The sequence below is a fragment of the Bradyrhizobium sp. ISRA442 genome, assembly GCF_038085055.1.
Classification (GTDB): Bacteria; Pseudomonadota; Alphaproteobacteria; order Rhizobiales; family Xanthobacteraceae; genus Bradyrhizobium.
Genome location: NZ_JALGCN010000025.1, coordinates 20308 through 45937 on the forward strand (window position 1 = coordinate 20308; position 25630 = coordinate 45937).

Here is a 25630-nt window from a genome sequence, read left to right on the forward strand (position 1 = left end):
ATCCGGCTGGGACGCTGCCCGGCTCGGCTTTAACGGGAGCCCGGCGTTTCGCTGGCCGCACGCGCAGCGAGAAGCGCTAAGCGAAAAACTCAACCTACTGGAAGCCGGACTTCCTCTCTGGCCTTTGTAATCGCGTCGTAGATTCTGATCTGGAGCATGGGACGGCGCTTCTTGAGCTCCTCCGCTCCTGCCCGTGCTCCATCTCTGCTCGCGTACTCGGTTTTGAATTGACCATCCACTTCGAGCACGTAACCGGAAGCGGGCAGTCGACGAGTGGGTGCGACCATTTTGTTCCTTTAGAGCCAAAAGTCCGATCGCAGGCCCGTCTGAGCCGAATCGCCTTGGCCGGGCCAGCAGATATTGTGCGAATCGATGGTGCGATGCGAGGGACATCTAACCATCAAGAATTGAGCGCGCCATCAAGGCATCCACTACCACTTCCGCTGAATGCTCTAGGGTCTGCTCCATGGTCCTGAGATGAATCTCCGCTGTTGTTGGTGCTTCGTAGCACGAATCGATCCCAGTGAAGTTCTTGATCTTGCCGGATTTCACCTTTGAATACAGGCCCTTTGGGTCTCGCCGCGCGCATTCCTCGATCGGCGTATCGACAAAAACTTCTATGAACTCTTCCTTGCCAACCAGGCTGCGCACCCTGTCCCGTTCGGCCCTGGAGGGCGAGATGAACGAGCAGATCACGATCAAGCCGCTGTCCGCCATCAACTTGGCAACTTCACCGACACGTCGAATGTTCTCCACGCGGTCCGCCTCCGAGAAGCCGAGGTCCGCGTTTAATCCGTGCCGGAGGTTGTCGCCATCCAGCAGCATGGTATGCCGCGACATCGCAAACAGTTTTTGATCAACGAGGTTGGCAATCGTCGACTTTCCCGCGCCAGACAGGCCGGTGAACCAGATGACGCAAGCCTTCTGTTTCTTGAGCGCGGCGCGCTCCCTCCTGTCCACCGATAGCGCTTGCCTAGCAATATTGGTAACCCGGCGTAGCGGAAAGGCAATCATGCCGGCCCCGACCGTACGATTCGTGTAACGATCGATGAAGATAAATGATCCGGTCTTTCGATTGACGTCGTAAGGATCGAATACTGCGGGCATTGCGGTCGCAACATCGCAGAAGGCGATCTCGTTGAGGCAAAGCATCTCGGCGGCTAGATGCTCACAAGTGTTGACGTCGATCCGATGCCTAATTGCGGTAATGCTGCCGGCGATCGTCTGCGATCCAATCCGCAGGACGTAATTGCGTCCGGGAGCGAGCGGCTCCTCGTCCATCCAGATCACATAAGCGGCGAACTGGTCGGCGACCTTCGGTCGGTCGTCCGGTCGCGACAGAATGTCGCCACGGCCGATATCGATTTCGTCTTCCAGTGTAATGGTAACCGCATCGCCGGCTTCGGCGCCGACAAGGTCACCATCGTGGGTCACGATCCGCTTGACGCGCGTGGTCCGTCCCGACACGGCGACAACGATCTCGTCTCCTGCCGAGATCCTCCCGGAGGCCACCGACCCGGCATAGCCCCGAAAATCCGGGTTGGGCCGGTTCACCCATTGGACCGGAAAGCGGAAAGGCTGGCTTGCGGTGCCGGGCTGGATGTCGATGCTTTCCAAATGCTCGAGCAGGCAGGGACCATGATACCAGTTGGCATGACCGGAGCGGTCCACGACGTTGTCGCCGTAGCGCGCCGAGATCGGGATCGGAACGATCGAGGTGAAGCCGAGACCGGCGGCAAAGGCCAGATAGTCACGGGCGATCCGATCGAAGCACTCCTTGTTGTATGCCACAAGATCGATCTTGTTCACTGCCAGCACGACATGACGAATACCGAGCAGCGAACAGATAAAGGAGTGCCGGCGGGTCTGAACCATCATGCCTCTGCGGGCATCGATCAGGATGATGGCGAGCTGAGCATTCGAGGCGCCGGTAGCCATATTTCGGGTATACTGTTCGTGACCGGGAGTGTCGGCCACCATGAAGGAGCGCCGTGGCGTCGTGAAGAAGCGGTAGGCGACGTCGATCGTGATGCCCTGTTCCCGTTCGGCCTCTAGCCCGTCCACGAGCAGCGCGAAATCGATGTCGTTCCCGGTGCTACCATGCTTGATGCTGTCGCGTTCCAGCACCGTGAGCTGATCGTGGTAGATCATCTTGCTGTCGTGCAGTAATCGGCCGATCAGCGTCGATTTGCCGTCGTCCACCGAGCCACATGTGATGAATCGCAGCTGATCCTTTGTCCTGGCCGGGACCAGTTCCGTTGTTGGCTTTGCAAACATCAAAAGTAGCCTTCTCGCTTCTTCTTCTCCATTGAAGCGGCTTCATCGGTATCAATTAGGCGTCCCTGGCGCTCCGACACAGTCGCAGTCTGCATTTCCGCGACGATGTCTTCGATGGTCGTCGCATCGGATTCAATAGCCCCGCTCAACGGATAACATCCAAGCGTGCGAAAGCGGATCATCCGCATTTCCGGCCTCTCGCCGCAGTTAAGGGGCAATCGCTGGTCGTCGATCATGATAGACGCACCATTTCGACGCACTATCGGTCTTTGTTTTGCGAAGTAGAGCGGAACGACCGGAATCTTCTCGAGCATGATGTATTCCCACACATCGAGCTCGGTCCAGTTTGACATCGCAAACACCCGCATGGTTTCGCCCTGGCGAATCCGTGTGTTGAACAGGCTCCAGAGCTCCGGCCGCTGGTTACGGGGGTCCCATACGTGTCCGGCCGAACGGAAGGAGAGTATCCGTTCTTTTGCGCGACTCTTTTCCTCATCGCGCCGGGCTCCGCCGAAGGCGGCATCAAATCCGTGAAGGTCGAGCGCCTGTTTCAGCGCATCAGTCTTCATCACCTGGGTGTGTAGCGCGGAGCCGGAATCGATCGGATTGATCCCGCGCGCGATTCCCTCCTCGTTGACATGGACGATCAGGTCGAGGCCCAGCCGCCTGGCTGCGGCGTCCCGGAAGCTGATCATCTCGCGGAACTTCCAAGTCGTGTCGACGTGAAGCAGGGGGAAAGGCAATTTTGCCGGATAGAATGCCTTGATCGCAATATGCAGCATGACGCTTGAGTCTTTTCCGATCGAGTAAAGCATGACCGGCCTTTTGAACTCGGCGACCACATCACGCATGATTTCAATCGATTCAGCTTCGAGATGGCGCAGATGTTTCGGCAGCATATATCTTCTTTTCGATGCAGGATCTCTGGTCTTCGCCGTTCTACGGCACCAGCCCACAGTGAGATTATCCGCGGCGGAAACGGCCGGCCAAGACGCATGGCTCGTCCATGAGGTCAAGCCCCCGTTGGACAGCAGACTTGCAGGCTGGGGAGAATATCGATTCCGCCGCTGATGCGGCCGGCGCCTGCGTCACACCTGATCGGGAGATCAGCTCGTGTGGGTTAAGCATCTTGGCAAAATCCGCCAGCGCCTTTTGATTGCAAGCATTCAGATCGTATTGAGGATCTGCTCAAGCCGCGCGACCTCGCCTCGTAACATCTCAATAGCCGCGTCGCGCTTGCGAATGGCATCCAGCCCCGCAGCTCGATCAGCTTCTAACGCCAACAGCGCCTGTTGCAACGGGGCAGCCATCGACGTGGCCGGGCGCAAATTCTGCTCGACGTCAGCGTCCGATGGACCGTTCGCCTGTCGCACCTTGGAGATGTCGCAGGCCGCCCGAACTTTCTCCGAAACGTCCCAAGCAGTGTGGACCGGCTCTCCAGCGTGAGACGGGCCGGATAATGCTCCCGTCTTGGTACTCCGCAAATCCCACCAGGTTCGGAACATCTGACGATAAAGTTCGGTTACCTCACCTCCCCTATCGAGGACTCCGGCTTGCTGCGCATGCAGCAGTTCTTGCTCATATCCGAGTTCTAGCAAAAGCTCGGCGCCAACCAGATCGGTCACGGTTTGCATCTCTTCGACGCTCAAGTGAGATTGCCATGTTTTGACAGAGCTTTCGTCGACGGCGTTTCGTTCCAGGATTTTTCGGTCTCCGAAGCTGCTGGATCGAAGATAATCTGCTTGTCTCATCCCCGCCGATGCGACGGCCGCCGGATCACAGCCGAGCCCCGTCAACAGACGCCGGATTTCCTCGTCCGGATGCGCCACAAGCAGTTCATATTGCACAAGCTGTGTCTGCGGGCGAGCGCGGTGTGCGGCGAGCTTGGGAAGACCCAGAACCAAATCGGCGAGTGAAGATATGATGACGTCGGGCAGACGAAGCATGAGATCGGCGAGACTGGAGACGCTGACCGAATGCGAGCTTTCTGCCCGCAGTGGGATGCCCCACGTCGATTTCAGTGAAGCGGCGATGGCATAGGGATTGCGCATCAGAAGGATGTGAGGCGATTCTGGATAGACAGATTCAAGAAACTCAAGCGCCGTCCAATAGCGTGGTGTCTTGTCTATAATGATGCGCTTGCCCGCCTCTGCCAGATACTGATCATATGCTGCATCGGCAAAAGCGCGGCTGACGATCGTGCGATCTATCCGCCCCAGGAATTCCGAGGTCGCGGCCTCAATCAGTGAGCTGCCCGCCGGATGACGCTGGTCCACCCTGCCAAAGGCTTCAAGCGCCAGCATCAACCAGGGTTCAGGCGGAGCCACAATGTCTGGATGGTGCTGGAGCAAATGCGCCAGGAGTGTCGTCCCGGATCGTGGAAGACCCAGAAGAAAGCACACCGCAGGCGAACGGCGAAAACGTCCGCTCATCGTTCAGACCTTCGTGCTTGAAAAGCAAACCCTGTCGGCGCTCGGTCGATTGAGCGAAAAAAGCCAGCCGCGCGATCACATGGGCAATCGCATGCGTACAAAGCGTCAAAACGACAAGACTTTTGTCTGCCACTCATGACTTAAGAGCCGTTCAGTTCGACGATCGGGCGGGATCACGGAAGCATAACTGCAATTGCCTCCTCGATTGCTCGACAGTTGAAACCAAGTCAAGCGCCAGCTCAATTGCACGAAGATTGATCGCGGATATGGGAAGGTTGGGAAGAACTATACGGACGTTTGCCGAAGACCGCCTGCGGTACATGGAAGGTTATTACGTGTAGTCATAAGCTGCCTGTTGCTGGGGCACTTAAATGCGACATGCACCTCGCTGATGCTCGGCATACACCAAAGAAGCTCGGCAAAAGAGCGGACAGCTCGGCGAGTGCGGCAAAGAAGCAGACCACATCGCGGACATCTCACTTGGCGGGGCGCAGCTTATCTTGTCAGCGGATCCCGACGCAACTTTCCCGTGCATGCTGCCGTTGGCCCGTCAAGACACTGAGCCATAGCTCCGGCCAGCCCGTTGTTCGCAAGCTCATCCGTCCGAACTATAAGGATTTGATTTGCCTGCTCTTGGAGCGTTGCCCCTCCCCTAATCGGCGCTAAAGGAGGCTTGTAAACGATGGAACCTGACTTAAGATACCTCCGGATTTACCTGATCCAGCATGCGCGCTTGGCCGCATCTCTATTGACGGAGACGAGATTGTCCGGCCGTTCATGTGGGAGATGAGATCGATCCATGCGTGTCTCGAAGAGCTTGCCAATCGAATGTGCTCGGCATCACTGGGCCACGGTGGACGATCCTGATGGCGGTGACCTATTTGGGCAGAGGAAAGGGTGTACCGGTCAATCTGGTGTCACGATTGATGCACGTCGACCCTTCCTTCGTGACAACCCACTCAAAGCTGCTAGAAAAAACGGTCTTCTGCGGCATAAGTCCTCCGCAAACGATGCGCGCAACGTGCAGATGCTGACGGCCGAAACGCGCAAGCATCTCGCGCCTTTGGCGCCACGACAGGCAGCGCAGGATGAGCTCGCTTTTGATGAATGCGGCATTGACCGATCAAGCGAGCTCATTGCCAAGGCTGCTACAGTGAGGCATCGCCTGGAAAGGGCCCGCTCTGGCATTAAGAAGACCAAACGCACGACTGTCAGAAATGGAGCTCGCTAACCATGAGTCTCCCATCCTTCGAATGTGTCTTGAAGCAGCGCGGTCGAAGATGGTTGTGGTCCGTGCACAACGCCGAGGGCGGGCAGGTGATGACGGGTTCAGGACGTAACCGTTCCGCCGCCATCTATCAAGCTAACAGAGCGCTTTTTCAATTGCTGTTGAGCGCGCCATATCGCCTCGGAGCTCGAGCTAGCCAACAGGCTCGGCGCGGTCCGCTTACGCCCAAACTTTAGCCTGGCATGAGCTTCGAGGTCCCCATTCGCGAGGTTGTTTCCATTTGGCTACAGCGACCAGCCTATGTGTTCGGCCCAGCGCGGCCAAGACTGCCTCGCCGAAGCTGAAGAAGCTGCTGCCCGTACGGATGCTAGATCCACCCCTACGGGAGTTCGTCTGAGACTGGTCAGCTCCTCGAAAGCTAACGCGCCCAGGACTGGGCGTTGTGGTCCCATCGCATGCGTTCCGGGACCAAGTGTTTCCGGGTTTTATCTTCGCGACAGGGCTATGGCCAAGGCTATGTCTTCACTCGCGATCATACATCGCAAGCGGCCGTCGCCCCCCTTCCAAGAATCTTGATCAAGGATGAGGAGGCGCTGGAGCGCATTCCGCGACATTGAAGGTATCCAGCACGTGGTGAAAAACTCGCTCAGTGCGGATCGGCAAAGCTAATGTGCGATAAGATTTCTATGGCGATAGAGGGCGGCCCGCGAGCCGCCCTACCGCACCATTAGCCAGCGTTGCTCAAAATTACCGCTGATGTCCGAGTCCGATTCCGAGATTTAAGGCCTTCTGGCGTAGCGCACCGACGCTGCGTTTGGTCATTTTTGCTATTTTTATGACCGGGGTCCGAGCCTTCGAATGGACTTTGAGCTCTTTGATATCTGCCTTCGTCCACTCGCGCCGCTTAACGCGTTTCTTGGTTGCTTTTTTCACGATGAATGCTCCTTCTGAGGGGAGCGCTTGTAACATAGTTTTTTCGGAGCGACGACCGTAAAAAAGGACAGTCATCGGAACTCGCGCCAGGTATTAGCTCGGTCATGCTTTCGGAAGACGATGGCGTCTGGACTAGTGCAGCTGTGGAATTGTAAACTTCGTACAGACGCTGTGTTGAGAGGCTTCGTTATAATTGAATGCAGCCCCAATCGAGGCCTTTCTATTCGAAGCTAAGCACGTAGACTAACATATTCTGGAATGAGCAAGCCAATCGCGATGAATTTGAACAGCTGCATCTCGGGGAGGTTCGTAATTTGTATTAAGCCTAGAGCGATCAAACATCGAGGCCTGTGAGACATCGTGGCGATCTCTTACTATGATCACCTTATGACGATTGGTGCGCTCGTTATCTAGACGCCGAAGCTTCCTCGGGGCGTGCGCGAATACTAGATCGGTCTCGCCTTCGTGTCCGTCGTCCGGGCTCGGCTCAACGTGTCGGAGTGCACGAAGACAACAGCTCCTCCATCCTCAGGTTGGATGAAGCCATATCCCTTGGTCGCGTTGGACCACTTCATAGTACCGATCGCCACCCAAATTGAACTTGCGCGATCTAATCGGGGTACGTGGCCATCAGCAAGGGCTTGAGCGGCAAGCCGTCGCGCCGATAGCACTTGCGCGGGCTCAATCGCTTGCCGGGGAGCGCTTTCTGCGCGCGCTCGTTCGCACCTGCAAAGACGCCAGGGGCGGCTACTCATCTTCGGGCTCTTGCGCGATCTCGCGCTCAACCTGACCCTGCATAGCACCCAGATCTAGCAGTTCGAGCCTCTCAAGAGCCTTCCTTCCCTCGTCGGTGATAATCCAGCGCCCGGCCTCTCGCTCGATCAGCCTTTGGCCGAAAATATCGAGTTGGGGCGCGCGGCTCGCGATGCGCTTCATACGCGCCGGCCACTCTGGGCCGCTGCTGTAATATATGGCCAAATGCTGTTTAACGACTTCAATGCTCGCCCGTCCATGTGGCTGACCGGCAAGTATCTTCAGTATGGACAGCTGAAAACTCACCCGCGCATGCCATCGAGTCGAGAAAAAGCTCCATAATACTTATCCTGAGGGAAGCCGCAGCGCCGTGCGCCGCTTTTCAAAAGAAAACTTGCGCCATAAGCCTAATGAAGCAGGACACCCACCTGCCGTCGACGCGGTAAGCAAGGTTCTCGATGGCATCGGCGACATCCTGCCCAGAGTGTTTTGAAGAATGGGCCAGCGGAGATAGCCGCGTTGGCTACGCGTGTGATGAGGTCTCGACTGTCGTCTTCGACCGATTTGAGATCAAACTACGTCGGTGGTAACCGCGCTGTTGCACATCTTGGCGAATGACATCGCTCACTGAACGCACCGCCCGCTTCTTTCGCTTCCAACTGCCGTCCAACCCCGCGGGGATCGCAAACCCTCGCGGAACGACCAAAAGATCGTGTCTTCCGTTCAAATAAATATCGAACATGTCGTCCCTCATTTGACACGAGCGTAGATCGCCGGTTCATACATTTGGTGACATCGAAGCAACAGTCGCGCTTAAAGACTCTACGCGAGTTTTCTCTGGATTTCGCCCGCACTTGAGCGTGCATGGCGCAATCCCGCTTCTCCTTCACGTGCTCCGCATCGCCGAGAACGCAGGAGCTTCGCACGCCTTATTATCGTCAACAGATCCTCTTATCGGGGCGTCGTTCTCTGTAAAGTAAATTGTTCTGAGTTTATCCCTGACCGCACGATCAAATCGTACTCGAGAGCTGCCGTTCCGATGTACGTGAGGACCGTCGCGGGCATGATGGTGCCACCGGACGTGAACGTGTTCACGTCCCAACTACCGCCCACTGGTCGCGGAACACAGACATCGCGTTCATACCGGGAACGCGAGATACGTCAGTCATAAAAGTGGTACGCTCCTCGGTCCAACTTGCGCCCTTGGCATCTGACCATTGGCCGACATAAGGTCGATATGAATCAGTCTTCGTCAGATCGACACGATAGTGCCCATCCGCGTTTTTAGGAATATTGCTGTCCTTGCCGCGAATATGCGTCCGAGCAGGTGGAGCGCACTCACCGCTTGTGTTGAGCGTCTGGATGCAATACGCCTCGCCCTTTGAGACTGCATTTCCTTTATCCTGCGGCCACATCGCCATCACCGAATTTGATCGGACCAAGTTGTAGTTCGGCCGAACTTTGATCTCCGCCGGCGGTTGTCGCGGTTCATAACGGCGATTGAGGATGACGGCGGCGGCGGCCAGGCTGGCGGCGAAAGCCAGCAATACGCAGAAGGTAAACGCCGGATCGTGTCCCACCGCTGCGGCAAAGAAGAAAACGTAGGCAGTAACAGCGAATATAGACATAAGGACTGTTTCACCCATGTCGTGGATTTCGAGGCGGCGATGGGCTTGTCGTGTGTCGGCCTTCTTTGAATGCGGGCATGCTCAGGAGTCAAGATGTTCGGCGAGGAACTGATTGAGCGCGATCAATCGCGAAAGCGCAGCGGGAGGATATCACGACCGAGCGCGCAGGGTCTGTTCATTCGGGCAGTCTTTGAGCGCATGGTTTTGCCTCGCGAGGTCGGCGGCGCAGCGGACTTTGGTCTCATAGGCCGCACACCCGCTACAGATCGCGCAATACGTCTCCATGGCGGCAGCAAACGCATTCTCGGAAAAGCCGGCAAGTGCAAGGCGCTTGCTTAAGAGTTCAGGAGAGCCCCGTCTTTGCGCCATGGTTCGAAAGGCGGATGCGGACAGATTAAGGTCACGTGCGATCGCATCGATGTCCTGCGGGCTCAAGCAAGCCGGTTCGGATGTCCGGGACAGGCTCGCGCGCAACCGGCTGAGCAGATGCCTAAACCGTCAAGGGCATTGATGTGTGCAGATTGGCCAACCACGCATACCCTTTGAAATAGCCATAGCTGCCGGAGGCAGACTTGCTTTTGACAAGAATCAAACAAGACCGATTTGTGGGAGCAGATCCTTCGACCCGGACGGCCCTGCCGGGACGACGCTTGGCGGAGCGCTGCAGAGCCAATTGAACGGCAGGCGGCAAACCCTCCAGCGAGGTCCGCTTAGGCGTCGTGAGACAACAGGGCGCCCGCCGATTTGACGACAGCATCACCAGTCGTTCTCGAATCGACGGTCGACACGACCCTGTCCGGGATCACGCTTAGATTATAGATTGACCCACGATTCAATTCGCAGACTCCCCCCGCCAAAGTCAAGCTAACCAGCCCATGCCGGCGGCAATGCAGGCGGGGTTCGAAGCTCTATCACATCGGCGAAGACTGTCCAATCGCGGACACTCTTTTGCTTGCAGAAATTGGTCTCCGCCTGCTGTGCAGCAGCACTCAGCGAGGCGGCATCGACCTTGAACGCTGCCTGACAGGCACGATGTTCGTGGCCGTTATCGTCACAAACGGTCTTAATGAACCGAACGTTAAATGAAGGCATGGCACCCTCTTCTTGTGGGTTTTCTTATCCACCATTCTGCCATTCGCGCCACAAGAGTATTTGATCTGCCTCAAGTAGCATCCCCAACAGGTTGTCCGCTCCTCCATCGAGATAAGGTCGAGACTTTGGCAACGCGGCTCGAGCGCTCCTGTTGTCCCGCAGGCCGCGCGATCTCTATTTATCCAGCTTGGCGGATCGCACTCTGTTTTGAGCCGAGGGACAACGCCTTCTGGTCTGCTCATGCCCTCGACCGACAAAATTGAGTCGCCGATGAATCGAGGAACGTCTTGAAGAGACGATTGAGAGCAGCATGCGCCGTCACGCCCGAGATGCCGGCTATTGATCTCTATCGATCCGATACTCAACCGCTGGCAATATTGAGGCTCGAGACGCCAAGAACCTTACACGCGATACTTGGTGGTCTCACGAGGCATTGCCGTAAACGCCAGGGCATTGCGCCAATCACCGGGCAGAGCCATTTCTGACGCGCGCCGGCGGCCGGGGCCATCGATGACGAGACCTACGCGCACGTGATCGTGAGCCAATGAGGCGAACCGCCTCGATCTCGCTTCTGACGGTCCACCCTGCCGCCGCGACAGCAAAGCCGACGATCACGCTTGTCGCAGCCAACGTTTCGATAAGCCCAGGGTTGAGGACTTCAGCGTCAAAGCCTATGGCTGGGATCTGCCCGGCAGGGCTACCGACAATGCGGGGCGAGCGATCAATTGACTATCTGCTTGCCGGCTATCGCAGCATTGAGGACAAATGCTGTCGTGGCCCATTCGCGAGCGGTGCGCCTCAAGGCAAACCGGCTACACGCTGGCGTGTTGCGGACCAACGCGAGGCCCTGGCGGATCGCCCGAGTTGGGACATGTCGCCTGCCAACGCGGGCCTGTCCGGCTCGCAGCGGCCGCTCGAGCTTGGCCATTCTGGACGCGCATCAGCTCTTTTTGACCTGTATCAATACTGCGGCGACTGCCTACTGATAGAAGTGATCTTCCAGTCCAAGGTCACACACATGGCAGACAGAAAGACTTGGCGCCCTATCATCTTTTCATGTCAAGATACCGGCGACCGCTCGAGGGCTGCTGCCGGACGCACCCGAGCCGCGTGCCGATGACCTGCACACGATAGCCTGCGCCGCGTACGATGCCGTCCACTTTCATCGACCTGCGGACGGGCGCGATGATCGGCGCCGAGCCGCAGCTAGGCCCATCCGAATGGTGTCAAGCGAATTCCGCGCCTTCCCCTTCTCGCTTGGGGATGGCGCCCCGCTCGCAAGGGCGCGGCTGACATCATCACAACCCTACGCCCCACGCTGACGCCGTGGGACAAGGAGATTTCTCACCAACGAAGGATGTTCGACATGACATACCACGGGGACATTTGTCCCGCCGCCGGCCAGATTGCGGGAGCGGCAGTCCAGTTCAACGTCTGCAGAACAGCGGTTAATACCAACCGCCGAGATCTTGAGCTGACCCATATCGATTCGACCGAAGCCCGGGAGTTGTTTCGCAGCGCCAATCCTAATATTTCGGTTGGCGAGCGGATCATATCCCGGCACGATAGGTTCAACGGCGTCACGGCCGATAAAAGCCCGGCCGCGGCTGACGCGCTCGAGACCACGCGCCGCTTGGGCAATATTGGACCGAGCCTGTTCGCGCGGCGGCCAAGCGATCTCGTCCGTAGTGTTCAGAAGGTTGCCTGAATTTGTCAGCCGGAAGCGATGAACACCGTCCAAGATCCAATGGCGACCTGACCTGGGAGCGGCTCGAAACGGCGCCGCCCTTTGATCGGGATCTGGAGATTGCCGTGATCGAAGGTAATTCCATTCACCGGGTGGTCTTTCCTTGCCGCCGGATCTTCGGCGGCTGGATCAAGGCCAAGACCGGAGAACACGTAGCCGTGCAGCCGACGCACTGGCGCATCTGGCCCAGATAGCGGCGGCCATCCTGCACAATAGATTGGTTTGAGTTGAGGCGCGGTCTGCCTCCGGTGGCCTCTCGTGGGAAACAATGTAGAGTCGATCGAATGAGAGGGTCCGCCAGGAAACATGTCCGACCAGGTCTTGTAAGGGCATGGCACTGCCGCGGCAGCCGCCGCGCTGGCTCTCGTGCCGTGCCCTTCGCTAAATCCATATCTTCAGGACCTCACGTTCACGAACATCTACCTTCCGGTCGTCGTTTTGCCGCTTTAGTCCGTGGCCAGGCGAACGTCGCTACCCTGCTCTGCCTCATCATCAGCGTGGCTTTTCTTGCGAAAGGCCTCATCAGCGGTTCCGCAAACATGATCATCGCGGAATTCGCGGTACTTGGTCCCCTCCTTGGCTTTATCGGCAATCGGCTGCGACGGGAAGCAGAGCAGGCGCGGTATAGGCTAGCCCATCTGCAGTTGAGCCTGGACGCCGTTCCGGAAGCCATGGTCGTGATTGGCGAGAAGAGCCTCATTCGCTCGTTCAGCGCCCCGGCAGTGCGTTTATTTGGTTGGTGTCCGGACGACGTGGTCGGAATGAATGTACCGAGGTTGATGCCGCAGCTCTACCGCGTCGAGCACGAGCGCTACATCGAACGTTATCTGACAAACGGCGAGCGGCACATCATCGGCATCGGCATCATCGTGGTCGGCGAACGGAGCGACGGCTCGACCTCTGTCGGTGAGGCCAAAGTGCGCGCCGAACGGTTCTTCACCGGTTTCATCCGAAACCTCACCGAAGGGCGGGCGCAGGAACGACGGTGGCAAGAGCTGCAATCTGAACTCGTGCACGCGTCGCGGTCGACCGCCATGGGTGAGATGGCATCGTCTATTGCCCATGAGATCAACCGGCTGCTCTCCGCAATTGCAAACTACATGCGCGACACAAAGGCTCTGCTGGCGCCCGACAAGCCGAACGCCAACCGCATTGGTGATGCACTCGAACACGTCGCTCAACAGGCGAATCCGCTCACGCTCCTTGAAGAAGCTGTGGCTCTGGCCCTAGTCGGCCCCAAGGAGCAAGGTGTACGCGTGATGATCCGCAGCGACCGCGACGTGATCGTCGACAAGATCCAGATCCAGCAGGTCGCGCTGAACCTGATACGCAATGCAATCGAGGCCATGGCTTCCTGCCCGCGCCGCGAAGTTGCCAACGTCGACAAGTTTACCGTTGCTGACAAGGGCCCCGGCATCAGCGCTGATATCGCCGACCAACTGCTCCAGCCCAAAGGCATGGCATGGGTGTGGGGCTATCACTCTGCCGGACGATCATCGAGCAACATGGCGACCACATCGTCGCGGAAGCGAATCCGGGCGGCGGCATGATCGTTCAGTTCACCGCGCGATTTGCGGAGCTTGGTGAAGAGACATGATTGGGCGGCGCATTCTTGTGATCGACGATGACGCCGCAATGCGGGACTCGCTCGCGTTCCTGCTTGATGTTAACGGTTTCTACGTAGCAACCTATGAGACGGCGACCGCGTTTCTCAATGACGTCGCGAGCGGTCCAGTTGATTGCATTGTGTCAGACATCCGGATGCCGGGTATGAGCGGTCTCGAACTGGTCAGCAAAGTGAAGGCCAATCGCGTGAACTGCCCCGTCGTCTTGATAACTGGTCATGGCGACGTATCGCTCGCAGTCGAAGCGATGAAAGCGGGTGCGGTCGACTTCATCGAGAAGCCGTTCGTGGAGGAGGTGCTATTGCGTGCGATCAATAGTGCTTTGGAAGCGCGGCCAACAAAACCAGCCGATGACGCAGCGAAACTGCTGGCGGAAGCTCGCCTCGCGGACCTCTCGTCGCGCGAGCGTGACGTCCTGCAGGGACTATTGGCCGGCAAAATTAACAAGGTGATCGCCCATGATCTCGGCATCAGTCCCCGGACAGTCGAGGTTTACCGTGCAAACCTCATGGCCAAGACCAATGTCCGCAGTATGTCCGAGTTGATGCGGATCGCCATTACCGCGGGACTCTAGCACCAGCGCAAATGGCGCGAATGGCTTGTTCATGCATTCAAGCTGCGCAGTCCAGACGACGGACGGAGGGTTTTCAGGCGCACCGGACCGAGCCGATCATGTTTTCGGTGACGGCCACCGATGCAACACACTCTGCTGGCTTCTTGAATCACGACGGCACATGAAGCAGATCAATTGCGTCGGCCCAAATTTGTGCTCCGATGGACAGCAGGTCTGTCAGCCCGGAGAACGGCATAGTTCGGCAATATGTTGGTCCATCCTCCAATGGAGCTCCCGGTGCGGGCTGCCGTGAACGGTTCGATTTCCTTCGCATTGGGCACAGGTGCGCATCTTGACGCTGTGGCAATCGGCTACGAGCGGACCATCATTCGGTGATTGCGCTCGGCTGGGCGACAGTCACTTCGGTCTTCGAAATCAAACGGTCGCGTGCGTTGGAGCGGGCCGATGCGGCACTGCGGGCACGGAACGCCGGCATACCAGCGCGCGCTGAGTGCGGTTCCGGCCGAGGCGCGCCGGCCTAACCATCGTCACGCACCCTTAAAGGGGCTACGACAGCGTATCGCACGATCATTAAGCGCGTCGACCACGTCGGCCAGCGTACATCGATCGGGATGTCGTCAATATCCGCCTCGTCACTTCCGCGGCCGACCGATGCTGACGGGAGTCAAGGCGCCCGAACGCGACCTCCTGCGGCGAGCCGAAAGTGGCGGTGGTCGACAATGTTTCGGCTGGCTGGAGCTCTTCACGGGTGCGGCCGTGCGCTTCCGACTGTTTCCATGGACGCGGCCGACGAAGCCAGCATGCAGCTTTCTAATCCGATTTGAACATGTTTGAGCAACCAAGTGACCGCGCGGCCCCCATTCAAGACGCCCTCCTCATGGGACTTACGTGTAAATACTTAGGGACTTCTACCTAGGGAAAACATCCTAATTTTCCAGTTCGTCAGGAGCAGCCAATCTGCGTCCCATCGACGTTCGCAAGATAGGGTCCGCCATGCACGCCCAGGCCGCTAGTTTTACCGAGACCAGCCGCCATCCGACCAGCGTCTTGCGTGGGCAACCTCAACACTGCGGCTAAGTTGATTTACGCCAGCTCAAATTGAAGCGCGCTACTTTTTGCGTCGAACAGCGCGGACAAATTGCAGCGCAGCGAAGGACAACGAATTCGGCTTGGGCAATCTTGCAAATGGCAGAAACGCATCCAGCTTACATTGTGCCTCCAGGAGCACCGCAATGATCATCGATCTTTTGCTTCGAGAGCATCGCAACATTGATCTGCTTCTGGTCGCTCTTGAACGCGAGTTGGGGATTTTTGAGAAAGGGATCCGTCCCGATTATGAGGTCATTCGCGCGATTATCAGCTATTTTGAGGTTTACCCCGAGGTGTACCATCATCCACAGGAAGACTTGATTTTTTCCAAGCTCAAGGCTCGCGATGCGGATGCAGCTGCAATCGTCGGCGATCTCGCGCTTGAACACCAGGAAGTCGTCGACCGTTTGCACCACTTCGCGCGAGCTATTGACGCCATCCTCGCGGATCGTGAACTCTTTCGGCAAGACGTCGGCAATATCATACGCGACTTTATAGTACGCGAGCGGCGCCACATGATGTGGGAAGAACGAGATTTCTTTCCGGCCGCACTGAAGGCTCTCTCGGCACAGGATTGGACCGAAATCGCTTCCGCCCTTACCGATCATGGAGATCCGCTGTTCAGCGAGACAGCGGCAGGGACTTCCGATGCGTTAAGAGCGCATATTCTGCAATTGGAGCAAGAATCCGAGGCCGAACGCAGCTCGCTCGCGTTTTCGTCCGCCAAGGCCGGCAACCCATGACACGGCGTCGAGACGGACGGGCCGTATTGATCGCTGCCGTTTCATCGCAGGAAGTGGACCTCATGCTCATCCTGTCGAAATGAAAATGGGGGGTGCTCGCGGGCACGTAGGCTGCCGTGCCGCCAAAATGGCTTCTGCGCAATATGATCGCTTCCTCGACCACCGGTGCAAACGGCATGGCCGAGCCATGCCCGGGTACGTTCAGCACCAACAGCACGGCGCTGGACGTCGATTGCCACGACCAGTTCTAGCGCGATTGGATTACAACGAGCTATGGGGATCCACATCGTAAAGGATGCTCATCCCTGACGTGTGACCGCTTCATCGCGATCCAACATACGTGTATGCGGCGTGCACAAGAACGGCATCCGAATGCGACCGGACCTGGCACAATTGTACGACCTGCACGGCCTACCGCGTTACACCAGCTATCCGACGTCCTCGCATTTCTCAGCGTCAGTTCGCGAGTTGGACTATCAAGCGTGGCTTAAGTCCTTTGCCGGCCAGCAATCCGCCTCGATCTATGTGCACGTGCCATTTTGTCGAAGCATGTGCTGGTACTGCGGCTGCCACACGTCTGTCACGAAACGCGACGAGCCGATCGCGATCTATGCGGCTGGACTGCGGACTGAAGCCTACCTCGTTGCAGAGGTCGTCGGCCAACGACAACCGATCTCTCATATCCACTTCGGGGGTGGTACCCCCACGGTCATGACTGCTGAAACGTTTGCTGATCTGGTCGGTTCGTTACGTTATTCGTTCGCCGTCCTGCCTGATGCAGAGATCGCCGTGGAGATCGATCCACGCATGTTGAGCGAGCCGATGGCCGAGACGCTTGGCTATTGCGGGGTCAACCGGGCGAGCCTTGGCGTCCAGAGCTTCGATCCGGTTGTTCAGCGGGCTATCAATCGTCTGCAGAGCTTCGGACAGACCGCGACTTCGGTCGATCGGTTACGTCGTGCGGGCGTCGGCCGGATCAATTTCGACCTGCTCTATGGCCTGCCCCAGCAGACAGTCGCTTCGTGCCTGGACACCGTCGCCAAATGCCTCGAGTTGCATCCGGATCGGATTTCGGCCTTCGACTACGCGCACATTCCTGCATTCAAGAAGCATCAACGCAAGATCGATGAATTCACCCCGCCCGACAGTGTCGAGCGCTACCTCCAATTCGAAACGATCGCGGAAGCTTTAGTTGATGCTGGATACGTACGCGTCGGCATCGATCACTTTGCCCTGCCGCACGAAAGTCTTGCCCGCGCGAGGCAGGAAGGCAGGCTGAAGCGCAACTTCCAGGGCTACACTGACGATTGCGCGGGCGCCCTTATTGGTCTCGGCGCCAGCGCGATCGGGCGCATGCAGCAAGGGTTTGTCGCGAACGCTATCTCGGCAAAGGACTACCTTGCTCGCATCGCCGAGGATCGGCTCGCCACCGCGAAGGGCTATTTGCTGACGGAGGAGGATCGCTTCCGCGCCGAGATCATCGAGCGAATCATGTGCGACATGGCAGTCGATCTCTCCGAGACATCCCGTCGTTACGGTCTGGATCCGAAGTTCGCCATCATCGATCGTTCTCGAATCGACAGCCTTATCGCAGATGGCGTCGTGGTGATTGAGAATGGTCGGCTTTCCATAGTTGATGGCGCAGAGTTCCTGGTCCGGAGCGTCGCATCGGCGTTCGACGCTCATCTTCCTCGGTGCGGGGCTATACATAGTCGGGCGGTCTAAACCGGCTGCGCAGAGCCGAGCCGAGTCGTGTCTGATCCGAAATCGCCATCACTTAACTGGTCTATGTTGGGGGCAGGACCACGCTCACGGCTGATGAGCACCCTATCGGCACCGGGGCATCTTCAAGCTCGTGACATCCTCTGCGTGGTCCGCTCATAGATCTCAAAGAGGCCCAGGCCGAAACCCGACTATCGGGTCGGACCGGTCGACCAAGGACTGCCTTAAGCAGGGTTCAAATCAATAGCAACCGCTCTGCATTGGCTACGCTTGCGGGATCCTTGGAGCCGGGGTTTTTCGTATCGTCGCGCTGATCGAGCATAAGGTTTCCAGGCAGGAAAGCGCACCGAGTTTGCGGTTGGTGCCCTGCGGTGACCGCCCGGCATCACTGCCCCTCGTTGCTGTCCCAACCGTTGCCGACGTGGTCATGAGCGACAAACCTTGGTGTAGATTTCTAAACCTCAGGCTATACGGTCGCATACCACGGCATAATTGAGCTACGCTGAGCTTGTGCTTCAACTGGGCTCAGATTTTCGGCGAATGTCCTTGCCGTGATCGAACCGGCGGCTATCCTCCCTCCGCCGATGGAAGTCCGCGCGATGCGTCAGCGTCGCTCCTCCCAGACTTTCGCCCGGCCCGCTAAGCGGGGCCGGGCATTTTTTTGTTCCCAAGGCTCCCTCGATTATCGAGAGCGCAACTGACCGCAAGCGGATCAGCTTTGTCGAGAAGACACCCAAGCCCGGATCAACGGCCTCGCGGATCGAATGCAGCGCGCAGTTCGCGGGCGGCAGCGACCATGTTCGCTAGCGCCGGGCGAACCTCCTCCCATTTGCGCGTCTTCAGGCCGCAGTCCGGATTGACCCAGAGCTGCGAATCCTGCAGCCGCGTCCGAGCCAACGCCATCAGCTCCTTCATTTCGCCCGTCTCGGGAACGCGTGGAGAGTGGATGTCGTACACGCCCGGCCCGATCTGATTTGGATATTCGTAGCTCCTGAACGCGTCGAGGAGTTCCATTTTCGAGCGCGACGTCTCGATCGAGATGACATCCGCGTCCATTGCAGCGATCGCACCGATGATGTCGTTGAACTCCGAGTAGCACATATGTGTATGAATTTGCGTTTGATCAGCGACGCCCGATGAGCAGATGCGGAAGCAATCCACGGCCCAGTCGAGATAAGCCGTCCACTCCGATCGACGCAACGGCAATCCTTCGCGGAGTGCAGCTTCGTCGATCTGGATCATGGTCGCACCAGCATTCTCGAGATCGCGGACTTCGTCTCGGATCGCGAGCGCAATCTGGCGGCAGACCTCGCTCTTGGGAATATCGTCGCGAACAAAGGACCAGTTCAAGATCGTCACCGGTCCGGTCAACATCGCCTTCATCGGCTTCCTCGTTAGTGATTGCGCGTAGCGCCACCAGTCCACGGTGATAGGCTTCGACCGCACTACATCGCCAAACAGGATCGGTGGCCTGACGCAGCGCGATCCGTAGGACTGCACCCATCCGTTCCTGGTAAATGCGAAGCCGGCGAGTTGCTCGCCAAAGTACTGCACCATGTCATTGCGCTCGAACTCGCCGTGCACGAGGACGTCAAGACCGATGTCCTCCTGCCAACGTACGGCGCGCGCTGTCTCCTCCTTGAGGAACCTGTCGTATTGCTCGTCGCTCATCGCGCCTCGCGCATGCGCAGCACGGGCATTCCGGACCTCTGTGGTCTGCGGAAACGATCCGATCGTCGTGGTAGGAAAAGCCGGTAGTCCGAAGCGATTGCTTTGGATCTCGGCCCGACGGGCAAATGGGCTGGCGCGCCGACGCATGGTCTGATCGATCGCCCTCATCCGGACAGCGACATTGGCATCACGGATTTTCGGCGAAGTCCGGCGGACAGTCGCGGCACATTCCGACTCGGCAAGAGCTAGCGCAACATTCTGGTCGCCTGCGAGTGCCCGCGCCAGGATCGCAAGCTCCCGCATCTTCTGGACCGAGAAAGCAAGCCAGCTCTTGACGTCAGAAGCGAGCCTGGTCTCGAGTTCAACATCGACCGGCACATGAAGCAGCGAGCAGGATGGGGCGATCTGTACACGATCCTTGCCGAGCTTCGCAATCGCGGGTTCGAGCCGCTGGCGCAGCGACGACAAATTCGACCGCCATACATTCCGGCCGTCGACGACACCGAGCGAGATGACGTGATCACTTCGGCCGCCAGCGATGATCTGGTCCAACAACTGTGGCGCTCGAACCAGATCGAGGTGCAGTCCGGCAACTGGCAGACTCAAGGCGGTGTCCAGATTGTCGCCGAGGTCGCCGAAATAGCTGGCAACCATGATCTTGATGGCCGGCCCCTCCTTGGCGAGCCGGTCATAGGCATGTCGCAAAGATTTTCGCGCCCCCTCATCCAGATCAAGAACCAGGCAGGGCTCGTCGAACTGAACCCAATTTGCCCCACGTTTGGCCAATTCCTGCAGAACCTCGATATAGGCCGGTATCAGGTCATCCAGTAGTGAGAGTGGCTGGAACGCAGGATCGGGACTCTTGCCGAGTTTTAGGAATGTGACCGGCCCGATCAGGACAGGGCGGGTCTGAAAGCCAAGGGACTTGGCTTCCTCATACTCCTCGATCGGCTTGCGAGAGCATAGCCTGAAAGTCTGTCCCCTGTGAAACTCGGGGACCATGTAGTGGTAGTTGGTGTCGAACCACTTGGTCATCTCCTGCGCGGGTGTGCCAAATCCGCGCGGTCCGTGACCGCAACTCGCATCCTGGTCGTCGCATTGTGAACCGCGGGCCATGGCGAAGTACGTCTTGAGCGAAACGGATTCGGCTTTCGAGGCGTAGATCTCCGGGATGGCACCAACCATGACACTTGTGTCGAGCACCTGGTCATACAGCGAGAAATCGTTCGATGGAATGACCGTGACGCCGATAGATTTCTGACGAGCCCAGTTCGCGGCACGCAGGCCAGCTGCGTCCTCGAGCAACTGCTTTTCGCTGATTTTTCCGGCCCAGTAGCTTTCTAGAGCGAGTTTGAGCTCGCGCCTTGGACCGATGCGTGGCGTTCCGAGCGTGGCAACCGGAAGGGAGAGAAGAGACATAGCGTTAACCCCATGTTGGGGGCAAAGGCCATGGCGGACGCAGGCAGGGGAAGTCGCGCGGTGCGACGGCTGCTTGGCGCACCACCGGGACACCCCGCCCGTGGACGAAGATATTGTCGGGCAGGTCTCCTGGCTCGCGGGTCATCACTGCTGTCCGGCCTTCCCGAAGCCGCGCAGGCTTCAGTGACATCGTTGGACAGCGGCTCGCCGCTCACAGTTGCGGGGGCAGCGCCGGCATATTCACCGGCTTCCCTCTTAGCTCCGGATCAAGTGGGAACCGGAGAACCTCGACGACTTGGATTATCGGCAAGACAAGTCTTCCGTCAACCTCTCAGATTATGTCTGAAGCTGGTGCTGCGACATTCGCTACGCGAATGACTGCGCATCTTTATCGTTGAGTCGATGTAGAAGCGCTCTCCAGTCCGCGATATTGTAATGACCATCGCAGCCGCCCCCTGGCCGCACGCCAGATCGGTGGAAGGGACAAATGCGGCTTCCGCGGTCGGGACTGCCGCCTGGAGCAGAACGCATTTGATGCGTGTCCCGGCTTCCCAGCGGTTCTTAGCGCGTCCGCCATCCAGCCGCCCTCTCGACCAGCTGGATCCGTGCTGAATACGCCTAAGACACCTGGGCAAGCTAGCAACATACCTGGCCGGCACGTTGATTTGCAGTGCCAGCTAGACTCCAAATGCTCGGCGGTGAAGATCGGGTTCGCGTGGTTGCCTTCTACAGCAAAGCGCACCTGACGAAGGCCGCTCTCGAGTTCCCGAGCGCCGCATGTCGCGAAAGAAGCGCCAAACGCGCTCTGGCCTCTTGGCCGCAAGTGCCCAGAGGCATGTCAGAGATCGAAAGCCCACATCCCGGCAACGATACCGAACCAAACGGTTCTATGGCGGCAAACGTGATTCCAATTCTCATCAGGAACTTGGCACCGAGGCGCTCCGCTGCGCCGTCGAATATCCGGTCCGTGACGAGGATGCATAAGCCGCGCTCGATAGCGCTGAACGGAGACATCGAGACGTGCCCAAGTCGGAAAGCCGACAAAGAGGACATAAAAGCGGTGCGAATTGCCGTCTGTTACCTGGCACGAGGAATGCAAGTCTTCGGCATGCCCAGTCTCCTCCTGCTGGGCATGTCCAGCACAGCAACTTGAGGCTGTCGCCGGCAGCGAAGTTAGCGGCGCGTGACATAGAGGGGAGCGCCTGCTCGCACGGGACACCATCGGTCTCCCCGTCGCGTCGCCGCTAACTTCTTGCGCTCGCGCATAACAGGTTGAAGGTTGCCCGCTTTGGAATGATGGATGAAGCCAGATAGGCCGACAGTTATGAGAAAAGTGTCTAGAAGACGCGCGTTATGGTTTTGTCTCGGTCGACCCCTGATCTGCCTGGCCGGGCTGGCTGCGACGAGCAACAGTGTTCGCGCCATCGAGAGCCCCCATATCGAAAGATTCAAGTCAACGTGGCGAGCGCAAGACGGTGAGACAATAGAACAAATTATCTCCAACGTCTCGAAGGTGGCACAGTTCGTCCCTCGAATGTGGGGCGTCGCTGAACTTGACGAAAACGACTATGTTTTCGTTTCGTGGACCAGGCACCCGGATGATACATTAGACGAACAGTACGTTATCACCTGGAGGATCGCGCTCGACGGCACGTTTCAACTTGCGTCGACCTATGCAAAGCCGATCGAATTGGGCTGGCACGCCCTGGCGCTCTCGTTGATCGCCACTGAAGTCAAGGCGGGTGAAAGGGACGCAAATCTTCGCTTTCTGCATGATCCGAGCAACTTCAACTTCGTGACGACCACGCAAGGCCGGCTCGGCGATCTTCTGCGGCAGGGCCGCTGCACTATCGTTGAGCCTGTTGGAGTGGACTACTTGCCGAAGCAGAAGGACAAGCCGACCGAGAAAGGTGATCTGTGGCGCGTTTTGCTTTTGGTGAACTGTAATATCCCAGGGCCCCGTTTTTTTACACACAACGGGGTCATCACTTTCGAGAAGAGCGAAGGGCAAGATTGGGAGCCGCAATCCTCCTTTGCCAAGCGTATCGCAGCCTTTCCTCCCGGCTCCTGGTTCGCTCGCATGGAGCCAAAGGAACGGGAAGAGTTAGAGGGGAGCGAAAGGCCTTGGTAAATGGTCGCGCAGAGCAAGATCGCGCCGCAGCTCCTTTAGCGCCGAACGCCTCAAAGCAACTGCAAGACATATCCGCTCTAAAACTGCGGTGTTGACGCCTTCGCAACAGTCGCGAGCCTTTCCCGCAGCCTTCAGCCGTCATCGAAAAAACGGGCGGCACGATTCTGCGAGGAGTCGAGCTCAGTGACGCGTGCCAGCTTGCGAGACGTGGTTTGGCCCCGACGCAGTGAGAGGACACCAATCTGCGAGGGAACCAGCTCTCCATGCCATTCTTCACGGGACCGGGCCTGGAGATGCCTCGGGCTCAAGCCCGATCCGGCGTGCGCCGCGCATCGCGCGACTGACTGGCACCCGCAAGAGCGTGAGCCTGCCGACGTCGAGGCGGCACCCGGGATCGAGTGCTGCGACGAAACCGGTTAAGAGGGCAATGGGGCAGTGTTAGCGGGGCCGGCATACCCCCTGAGCACCGGCCCTTTTCCGAGCGCTCCCGGCGAGGATCCCCGGAGCCGAGCGCGAGGCATCGAGGACCGAACTGAGTCGGCGCTAGATTTCCTCGCGCGCATTCGTCTGCGCGTCATAGATCCGGATTTGAAGCATGGGAAAACGCTTCTTTAATTCTGTCCCACCTGCCCTGGCGCCGTCTCTGGTTGCGAATTCGGCTCTGAGTCGGCCATCCACTTCAAGCGCGTAAGAAGAGACCGGCAATTCCCGGGGGGGTGCAACCATTTCATTCCCATTGTGTAGCGAGGTGGTTGAGAATGATGTGTAGCTTGAGTCGGCCAAACCGCACCAGAGCTACCTGCCCGAGTGCCGCGATGGGACCAACCCATGTTGTGGATTGACGCCTCGCCGAATGGCATCAGGATGGCACTCGCGATCGCCCGAACACGAGGGCGGCTCACCCCTCGCCCGGTGCGTATAAGACGAAGCCAGGGCTCCACATGGTTGCCCTTCCAAATGTCTCTGGCGCAACCGCACACCCTCATGCCGGGCTTGCTGGGTAACGCTCCATATGTGATCACGGGGAAGCGTACTACGAGGGAGCGGCCGGCAGTCGCGCCGCCTGGGTCATGAAAAATCCGGTCCTTGTACGAACGGGGCGGCGGCACCAGGTGCAGGGCAGAGGTGCGAAAAGCCACAATGCGATTGGCATCAACGACCATCCCGGCAGGCTCTCCGAAAGAGAGCTCCGGGTTTTGCGCGGTTTGCGCAAACGATACCGATTCATTTGCGCAGCGAGCGTTGAGCTGAACTCCGTGGCGCCTTTGTCCAACTCTCAGAGGAGAGCGAGAGCAGACTTCTTTCGGACATAAGTCTTTTCGTGACAAGAATTTACGGCGAAATGTCATCACCCTCGCCGAAACCATCGGCAGCCTTATGTCTGCCGATGGAGGTTGGCACAAAGCATAGCCAGGTTGCTCCTCCACGCCTGACTTCCGCTCGACCGTTAAAATTCACAGGCGCTTTTGTTCTTCAAGCGCGTGAGAAACAGCATCCGAGGTTCGGCTTTCTCCCGCATACCGAGTTCGTGGCTGAGCGATGGGGATCTCCTCCTCAGGTCAAGAGGGTGCAGTGCGCGCAGAGAGAGAGAGAGAGAGAGAGAGAGAGAGAGAGAGAGAGAGAGAGAGCGGCGAGCTCGAACGATACCGCGACCCGCACACCGGAAGAAATCGCTTGAACCTCACGCAGCGTCAGGCTGTAGCTTGGAAATGACGGCCAAGCTTTCATAAGCAAACGTCGAGAGATGCCGACCGAACAACGGACATAGCGTTTAAGCAGTCGAATGTGGCGGCGCCGGATCGTGCGTGAAGATCAAGAGCGAAAGGTTATGGTCGGGATGAAACACCGCGTAATGATGGTCGCATTGTTCGCTGTCATCACATCTCCGGTCTGCGCAGCGAAGCTCAGCGGCCCTGCGCGCATCCTCGACGGCAATACGATCGAGATCGAGCAAACCAAGCTTCGGCTCTCAGGCATCGAAGCTCCTGAGACTGACCAGATTTGCCTCGACGCCCACGGCCGGAAATGGGCTTGCGGCGTAGCTGCTCGCGACGAGCTGATCAAGCATTCGAACGGACGAACGTGGGATTGTCATACCACAGGAGTTGATGAATACGGCAGGTCACGCGGCAGTTGCTTCATAGAAGGCGAGGACGTGAACGCCTGGATGGTACGCTCCGGCTGGGCACTATCGTCGGGTCCTTCTACCCATACCTACGTTATCTATGAGGTTGTGGCGAGCAAAGCCTATGCGGGGCTGTGGTCGGGGGCGTTCATCGCGCCCTGGGACTGGCGTCGCCGCAACAAGGGGACGATCATCATCGGCGCGAGCTCGGTTCCGATCGACGCTCAGGAACTCCTGCTCGGATCCGCGCTGCTATCGGACCCGCCCTCGTCCGAGTGCCTGATAAAAGGCACCGTGGACCGCAACGGCGAGCGCATTTATCACCTGCCCGGGCAACTCAGTTACAAGCAAATCGACATGACGAAGAAGCCCAGTGAACGCTGGCTCTGCAGCGAAGCGGAAGCCGAAGCCACCGGGTGGCGTAAAGCCGCGCGATGAGGT

Annotated in this window: 18 protein-coding genes, 2 pseudogenes and 1 riboswitch; of the genes and pseudogenes, 11 read left to right on the forward strand and 9 right to left on the reverse strand. The window is 58.1% G+C overall.

The window, feature by feature from the left end; all coding sequences use genetic code 11:
• Nucleotides 1-393 precede the first annotated feature (393 nt).
• The 3 genes from cysN to MTR72_RS33765 form a co-directional block, all read right to left on the reverse strand.
• On the reverse strand, nucleotides 394-2277 hold the full coding sequence (gene cysN, locus MTR72_RS33755; RefSeq protein WP_341511920.1) for a sulfate adenylyltransferase subunit CysN: 1884 nt from the start codon (nucleotides 2275-2277) through the stop codon (nucleotides 394-396).
• Entirely contained in the window at nucleotides 2277-3176 is a 900-nt protein-coding gene (gene cysD, locus MTR72_RS33760) for a sulfate adenylyltransferase subunit CysD (protein WP_445819658.1), read from the reverse strand. Before cysD ends, cysN begins: the two co-directional genes overlap by 1 nt.
• A gap of 267 nt (nucleotides 3177-3443) precedes the next feature.
• Entirely contained in the window at nucleotides 3444-4709 is a 1266-nt protein-coding gene (locus MTR72_RS33765) for a sulfotransferase family protein (protein ID WP_341511921.1), read from the reverse strand.
• 799 nt (nucleotides 4710-5508) lie between these two features.
• On the opposite strand from MTR72_RS33765, the gene MTR72_RS33770 reads away from it, so the two are divergent.
• Nucleotides 5509-5940 (forward strand): hypothetical protein, encoded by a 432-nt coding sequence (locus MTR72_RS33770; RefSeq protein WP_341511922.1) that lies wholly within the window; start codon nucleotides 5509-5511, stop codon nucleotides 5938-5940.
• Nucleotides 5941-6684: 744 nt separating this feature from the next.
• Here MTR72_RS33770 and MTR72_RS33775 read toward each other — a convergent pair.
• From MTR72_RS33775 to MTR72_RS33790, 4 genes and pseudogenes are all read right to left on the reverse strand, one after another.
• Nucleotides 6685-6870 carry a hypothetical protein gene (locus MTR72_RS33775; protein WP_076829490.1) on the reverse strand — a complete coding sequence of 62 codons (186 nt, stop codon included), beginning with the start codon at nucleotides 6868-6870 and terminating at the stop codon, nucleotides 6685-6687.
• A gap of 479 nt (nucleotides 6871-7349) precedes the next feature.
• Nucleotides 7350-7460 (reverse strand): annotated as a pseudogene (locus tag MTR72_RS33780) (cold-shock protein); the annotation flags it as partial.
• 157 nt (nucleotides 7461-7617) lie between these two features.
• Complete coding sequence (locus MTR72_RS33785) at nucleotides 7618-7929, reverse strand: hypothetical protein (protein WP_341511924.1); 312 nt, start codon at nucleotides 7927-7929, stop codon at nucleotides 7618-7620.
• Nucleotides 7930-8714: 785 nt separating this feature from the next.
• Entirely contained in the window at nucleotides 8715-9269 is a 555-nt protein-coding gene (locus MTR72_RS33790; protein WP_341511925.1) for a hypothetical protein, read from the reverse strand.
• 75 nt (nucleotides 9270-9344) lie between these two features.
• Here MTR72_RS33790 and MTR72_RS33795 point away from each other — a divergent pair, with 75 nt between their 5' ends.
• On the forward strand, nucleotides 9345-9590 hold the full coding sequence (locus tag MTR72_RS33795; protein ID WP_341511926.1) for a hypothetical protein: 246 nt from the start codon (nucleotides 9345-9347) through the stop codon (nucleotides 9588-9590).
• Nucleotides 9591-10115: 525 nt separating this feature from the next.
• Here MTR72_RS33795 and MTR72_RS33800 read toward each other — a convergent pair.
• Nucleotides 10116-10343: a hypothetical protein gene (locus MTR72_RS33800; RefSeq protein WP_341511927.1), complete on the reverse strand. Its 228-nt coding sequence runs from the start codon at nucleotides 10341-10343 to the stop codon at nucleotides 10116-10118.
• Nucleotides 10344-11709: 1366 nt separating this feature from the next.
• Between MTR72_RS33800 and MTR72_RS33805 the strand changes: the two genes are divergently transcribed.
• The 7 genes and pseudogenes from MTR72_RS33805 (at nucleotide 11710) to hemN (ending at nucleotide 17846) form a co-directional block, all read left to right on the forward strand.
• Nucleotides 11710-12051, forward strand: coding sequence for a hypothetical protein (locus MTR72_RS33805; RefSeq protein WP_341511928.1), 342 nt, complete (start codon nucleotides 11710-11712; stop codon nucleotides 12049-12051).
• Nucleotides 12052-12053: 2 nt separating this feature from the next.
• Complete coding sequence (locus MTR72_RS33810) at nucleotides 12054-12284, forward strand: hypothetical protein (protein WP_341511929.1); 231 nt, start codon at nucleotides 12054-12056, stop codon at nucleotides 12282-12284.
• 477 nt (nucleotides 12285-12761) lie between these two features.
• A pseudogene (locus MTR72_RS33815) lies at nucleotides 12762-13013 on the forward strand (PAS domain S-box protein); the annotation flags it as partial.
• A gap of 539 nt (nucleotides 13014-13552) precedes the next feature.
• Nucleotides 13553-13687, forward strand: coding sequence for a hypothetical protein (locus MTR72_RS33820; protein ID WP_341511930.1), 135 nt, complete (start codon nucleotides 13553-13555; stop codon nucleotides 13685-13687).
• Nucleotides 13684-14289 carry a response regulator FixJ gene (gene fixJ / locus MTR72_RS33825; RefSeq protein ID WP_341511931.1) on the forward strand — a complete coding sequence of 202 codons (606 nt, stop codon included), beginning with the start codon at nucleotides 13684-13686 and terminating at the stop codon, nucleotides 14287-14289. Before MTR72_RS33820 ends, fixJ begins: the two co-directional genes overlap by 4 nt.
• 1232 nt (nucleotides 14290-15521) lie before the next feature.
• Nucleotides 15522-16121, forward strand: a complete 600-nt coding sequence (locus tag MTR72_RS33830) for a hemerythrin domain-containing protein (protein ID WP_341511932.1) — start codon at nucleotides 15522-15524, stop codon at nucleotides 16119-16121.
• A gap of 372 nt (nucleotides 16122-16493) precedes the next feature.
• Complete coding sequence (gene hemN, locus MTR72_RS33835; RefSeq protein WP_341511933.1) at nucleotides 16494-17846, forward strand: oxygen-independent coproporphyrinogen III oxidase; 1353 nt, start codon at nucleotides 16494-16496, stop codon at nucleotides 17844-17846.
• Nucleotides 17847-18587: 741 nt separating this feature from the next.
• Here hemN and metE read toward each other — a convergent pair.
• Nucleotides 18588-20933 carry a 5-methyltetrahydropteroyltriglutamate--homocysteine S-methyltransferase gene (gene metE, locus MTR72_RS33840; protein WP_341511934.1) on the reverse strand — a complete coding sequence of 782 codons (2346 nt, stop codon included), beginning with the start codon at nucleotides 20931-20933 and terminating at the stop codon, nucleotides 18588-18590.
• Nucleotides 20934-21036: 103 nt separating this feature from the next.
• Nucleotides 21037-21238: riboswitch (cobalamin riboswitch) on the reverse strand.
• Between the two features lie 1208 nt (nucleotides 21239-22446).
• On the opposite strand from metE, the gene MTR72_RS33845 reads away from it, so the two are divergent.
• Nucleotides 22447-23064 carry a nodulate formation efficiency C protein gene (locus MTR72_RS33845; RefSeq protein WP_341511935.1) on the forward strand — a complete coding sequence of 206 codons (618 nt, stop codon included), beginning with the start codon at nucleotides 22447-22449 and terminating at the stop codon, nucleotides 23062-23064.
• Nucleotides 23065-24892: 1828 nt separating this feature from the next.
• The gene (locus MTR72_RS33850; protein WP_341511936.1) at nucleotides 24893-25627 is read left to right on the forward strand and encodes a thermonuclease family protein; all 735 of its coding nucleotides are present in this window, start codon (nucleotides 24893-24895) and stop codon (nucleotides 25625-25627) included.
• The last annotated feature ends 3 nt before the right edge of the window (nucleotides 25628-25630 follow it).

Coding starts and splice junctions, on each gene's coding strand:
- MTR72_RS33790 (WP_341511925.1), bottom strand. CDS start 9,269: ATGGGTGAAACAGTCCTTATGTCTATATTCGCTGTTACTGCCTACGTT.
- MTR72_RS33765 (WP_341511921.1), bottom strand. CDS start 4,709: ATGAGCGGACGTTTTCGCCGTTCGCCTGCGGTGTGCTTTCTTCTGGGT.
- cysD (WP_445819658.1), bottom strand. CDS start 3,176: ATGCTGCCGAAACATCTGCGCCATCTCGAAGCTGAATCGATTGAAATC.
- MTR72_RS33795 (WP_341511926.1), top strand. CDS start 9,345: ATGTTCGGCGAGGAACTGATTGAGCGCGATCAATCGCGAAAGCGCAGC.
- metE (WP_341511934.1), bottom strand. CDS start 20,933: ATGTCTCTTCTCTCCCTTCCGGTTGCCACGCTCGGAACGCCACGCATC.
- MTR72_RS33770 (WP_341511922.1), top strand. CDS start 5,509: ATGCGTGTCTCGAAGAGCTTGCCAATCGAATGTGCTCGGCATCACTGG.
- fixJ (WP_341511931.1), top strand. CDS start 13,684: ATGATTGGGCGGCGCATTCTTGTGATCGACGATGACGCCGCAATGCGG.
- MTR72_RS33820 (WP_341511930.1), top strand. CDS start 13,553: ATGGGTGTGGGGCTATCACTCTGCCGGACGATCATCGAGCAACATGGC.
- MTR72_RS33830 (WP_341511932.1), top strand. CDS start 15,522: ATGATCATCGATCTTTTGCTTCGAGAGCATCGCAACATTGATCTGCTT.
- MTR72_RS33850 (WP_341511936.1), top strand. CDS start 24,893: ATGGTCGGGATGAAACACCGCGTAATGATGGTCGCATTGTTCGCTGTC.
- MTR72_RS33805 (WP_341511928.1), top strand. CDS start 11,710: ATGACATACCACGGGGACATTTGTCCCGCCGCCGGCCAGATTGCGGGA.
- cysN (WP_341511920.1), bottom strand. CDS start 2,277: ATGTTTGCAAAGCCAACAACGGAACTGGTCCCGGCCAGGACAAAGGAT.
- MTR72_RS33800 (WP_341511927.1), bottom strand. CDS start 10,343: ATGCCTTCATTTAACGTTCGGTTCATTAAGACCGTTTGTGACGATAAC.
- hemN (WP_341511933.1), top strand. CDS start 16,494: ATGCGACCGGACCTGGCACAATTGTACGACCTGCACGGCCTACCGCGT.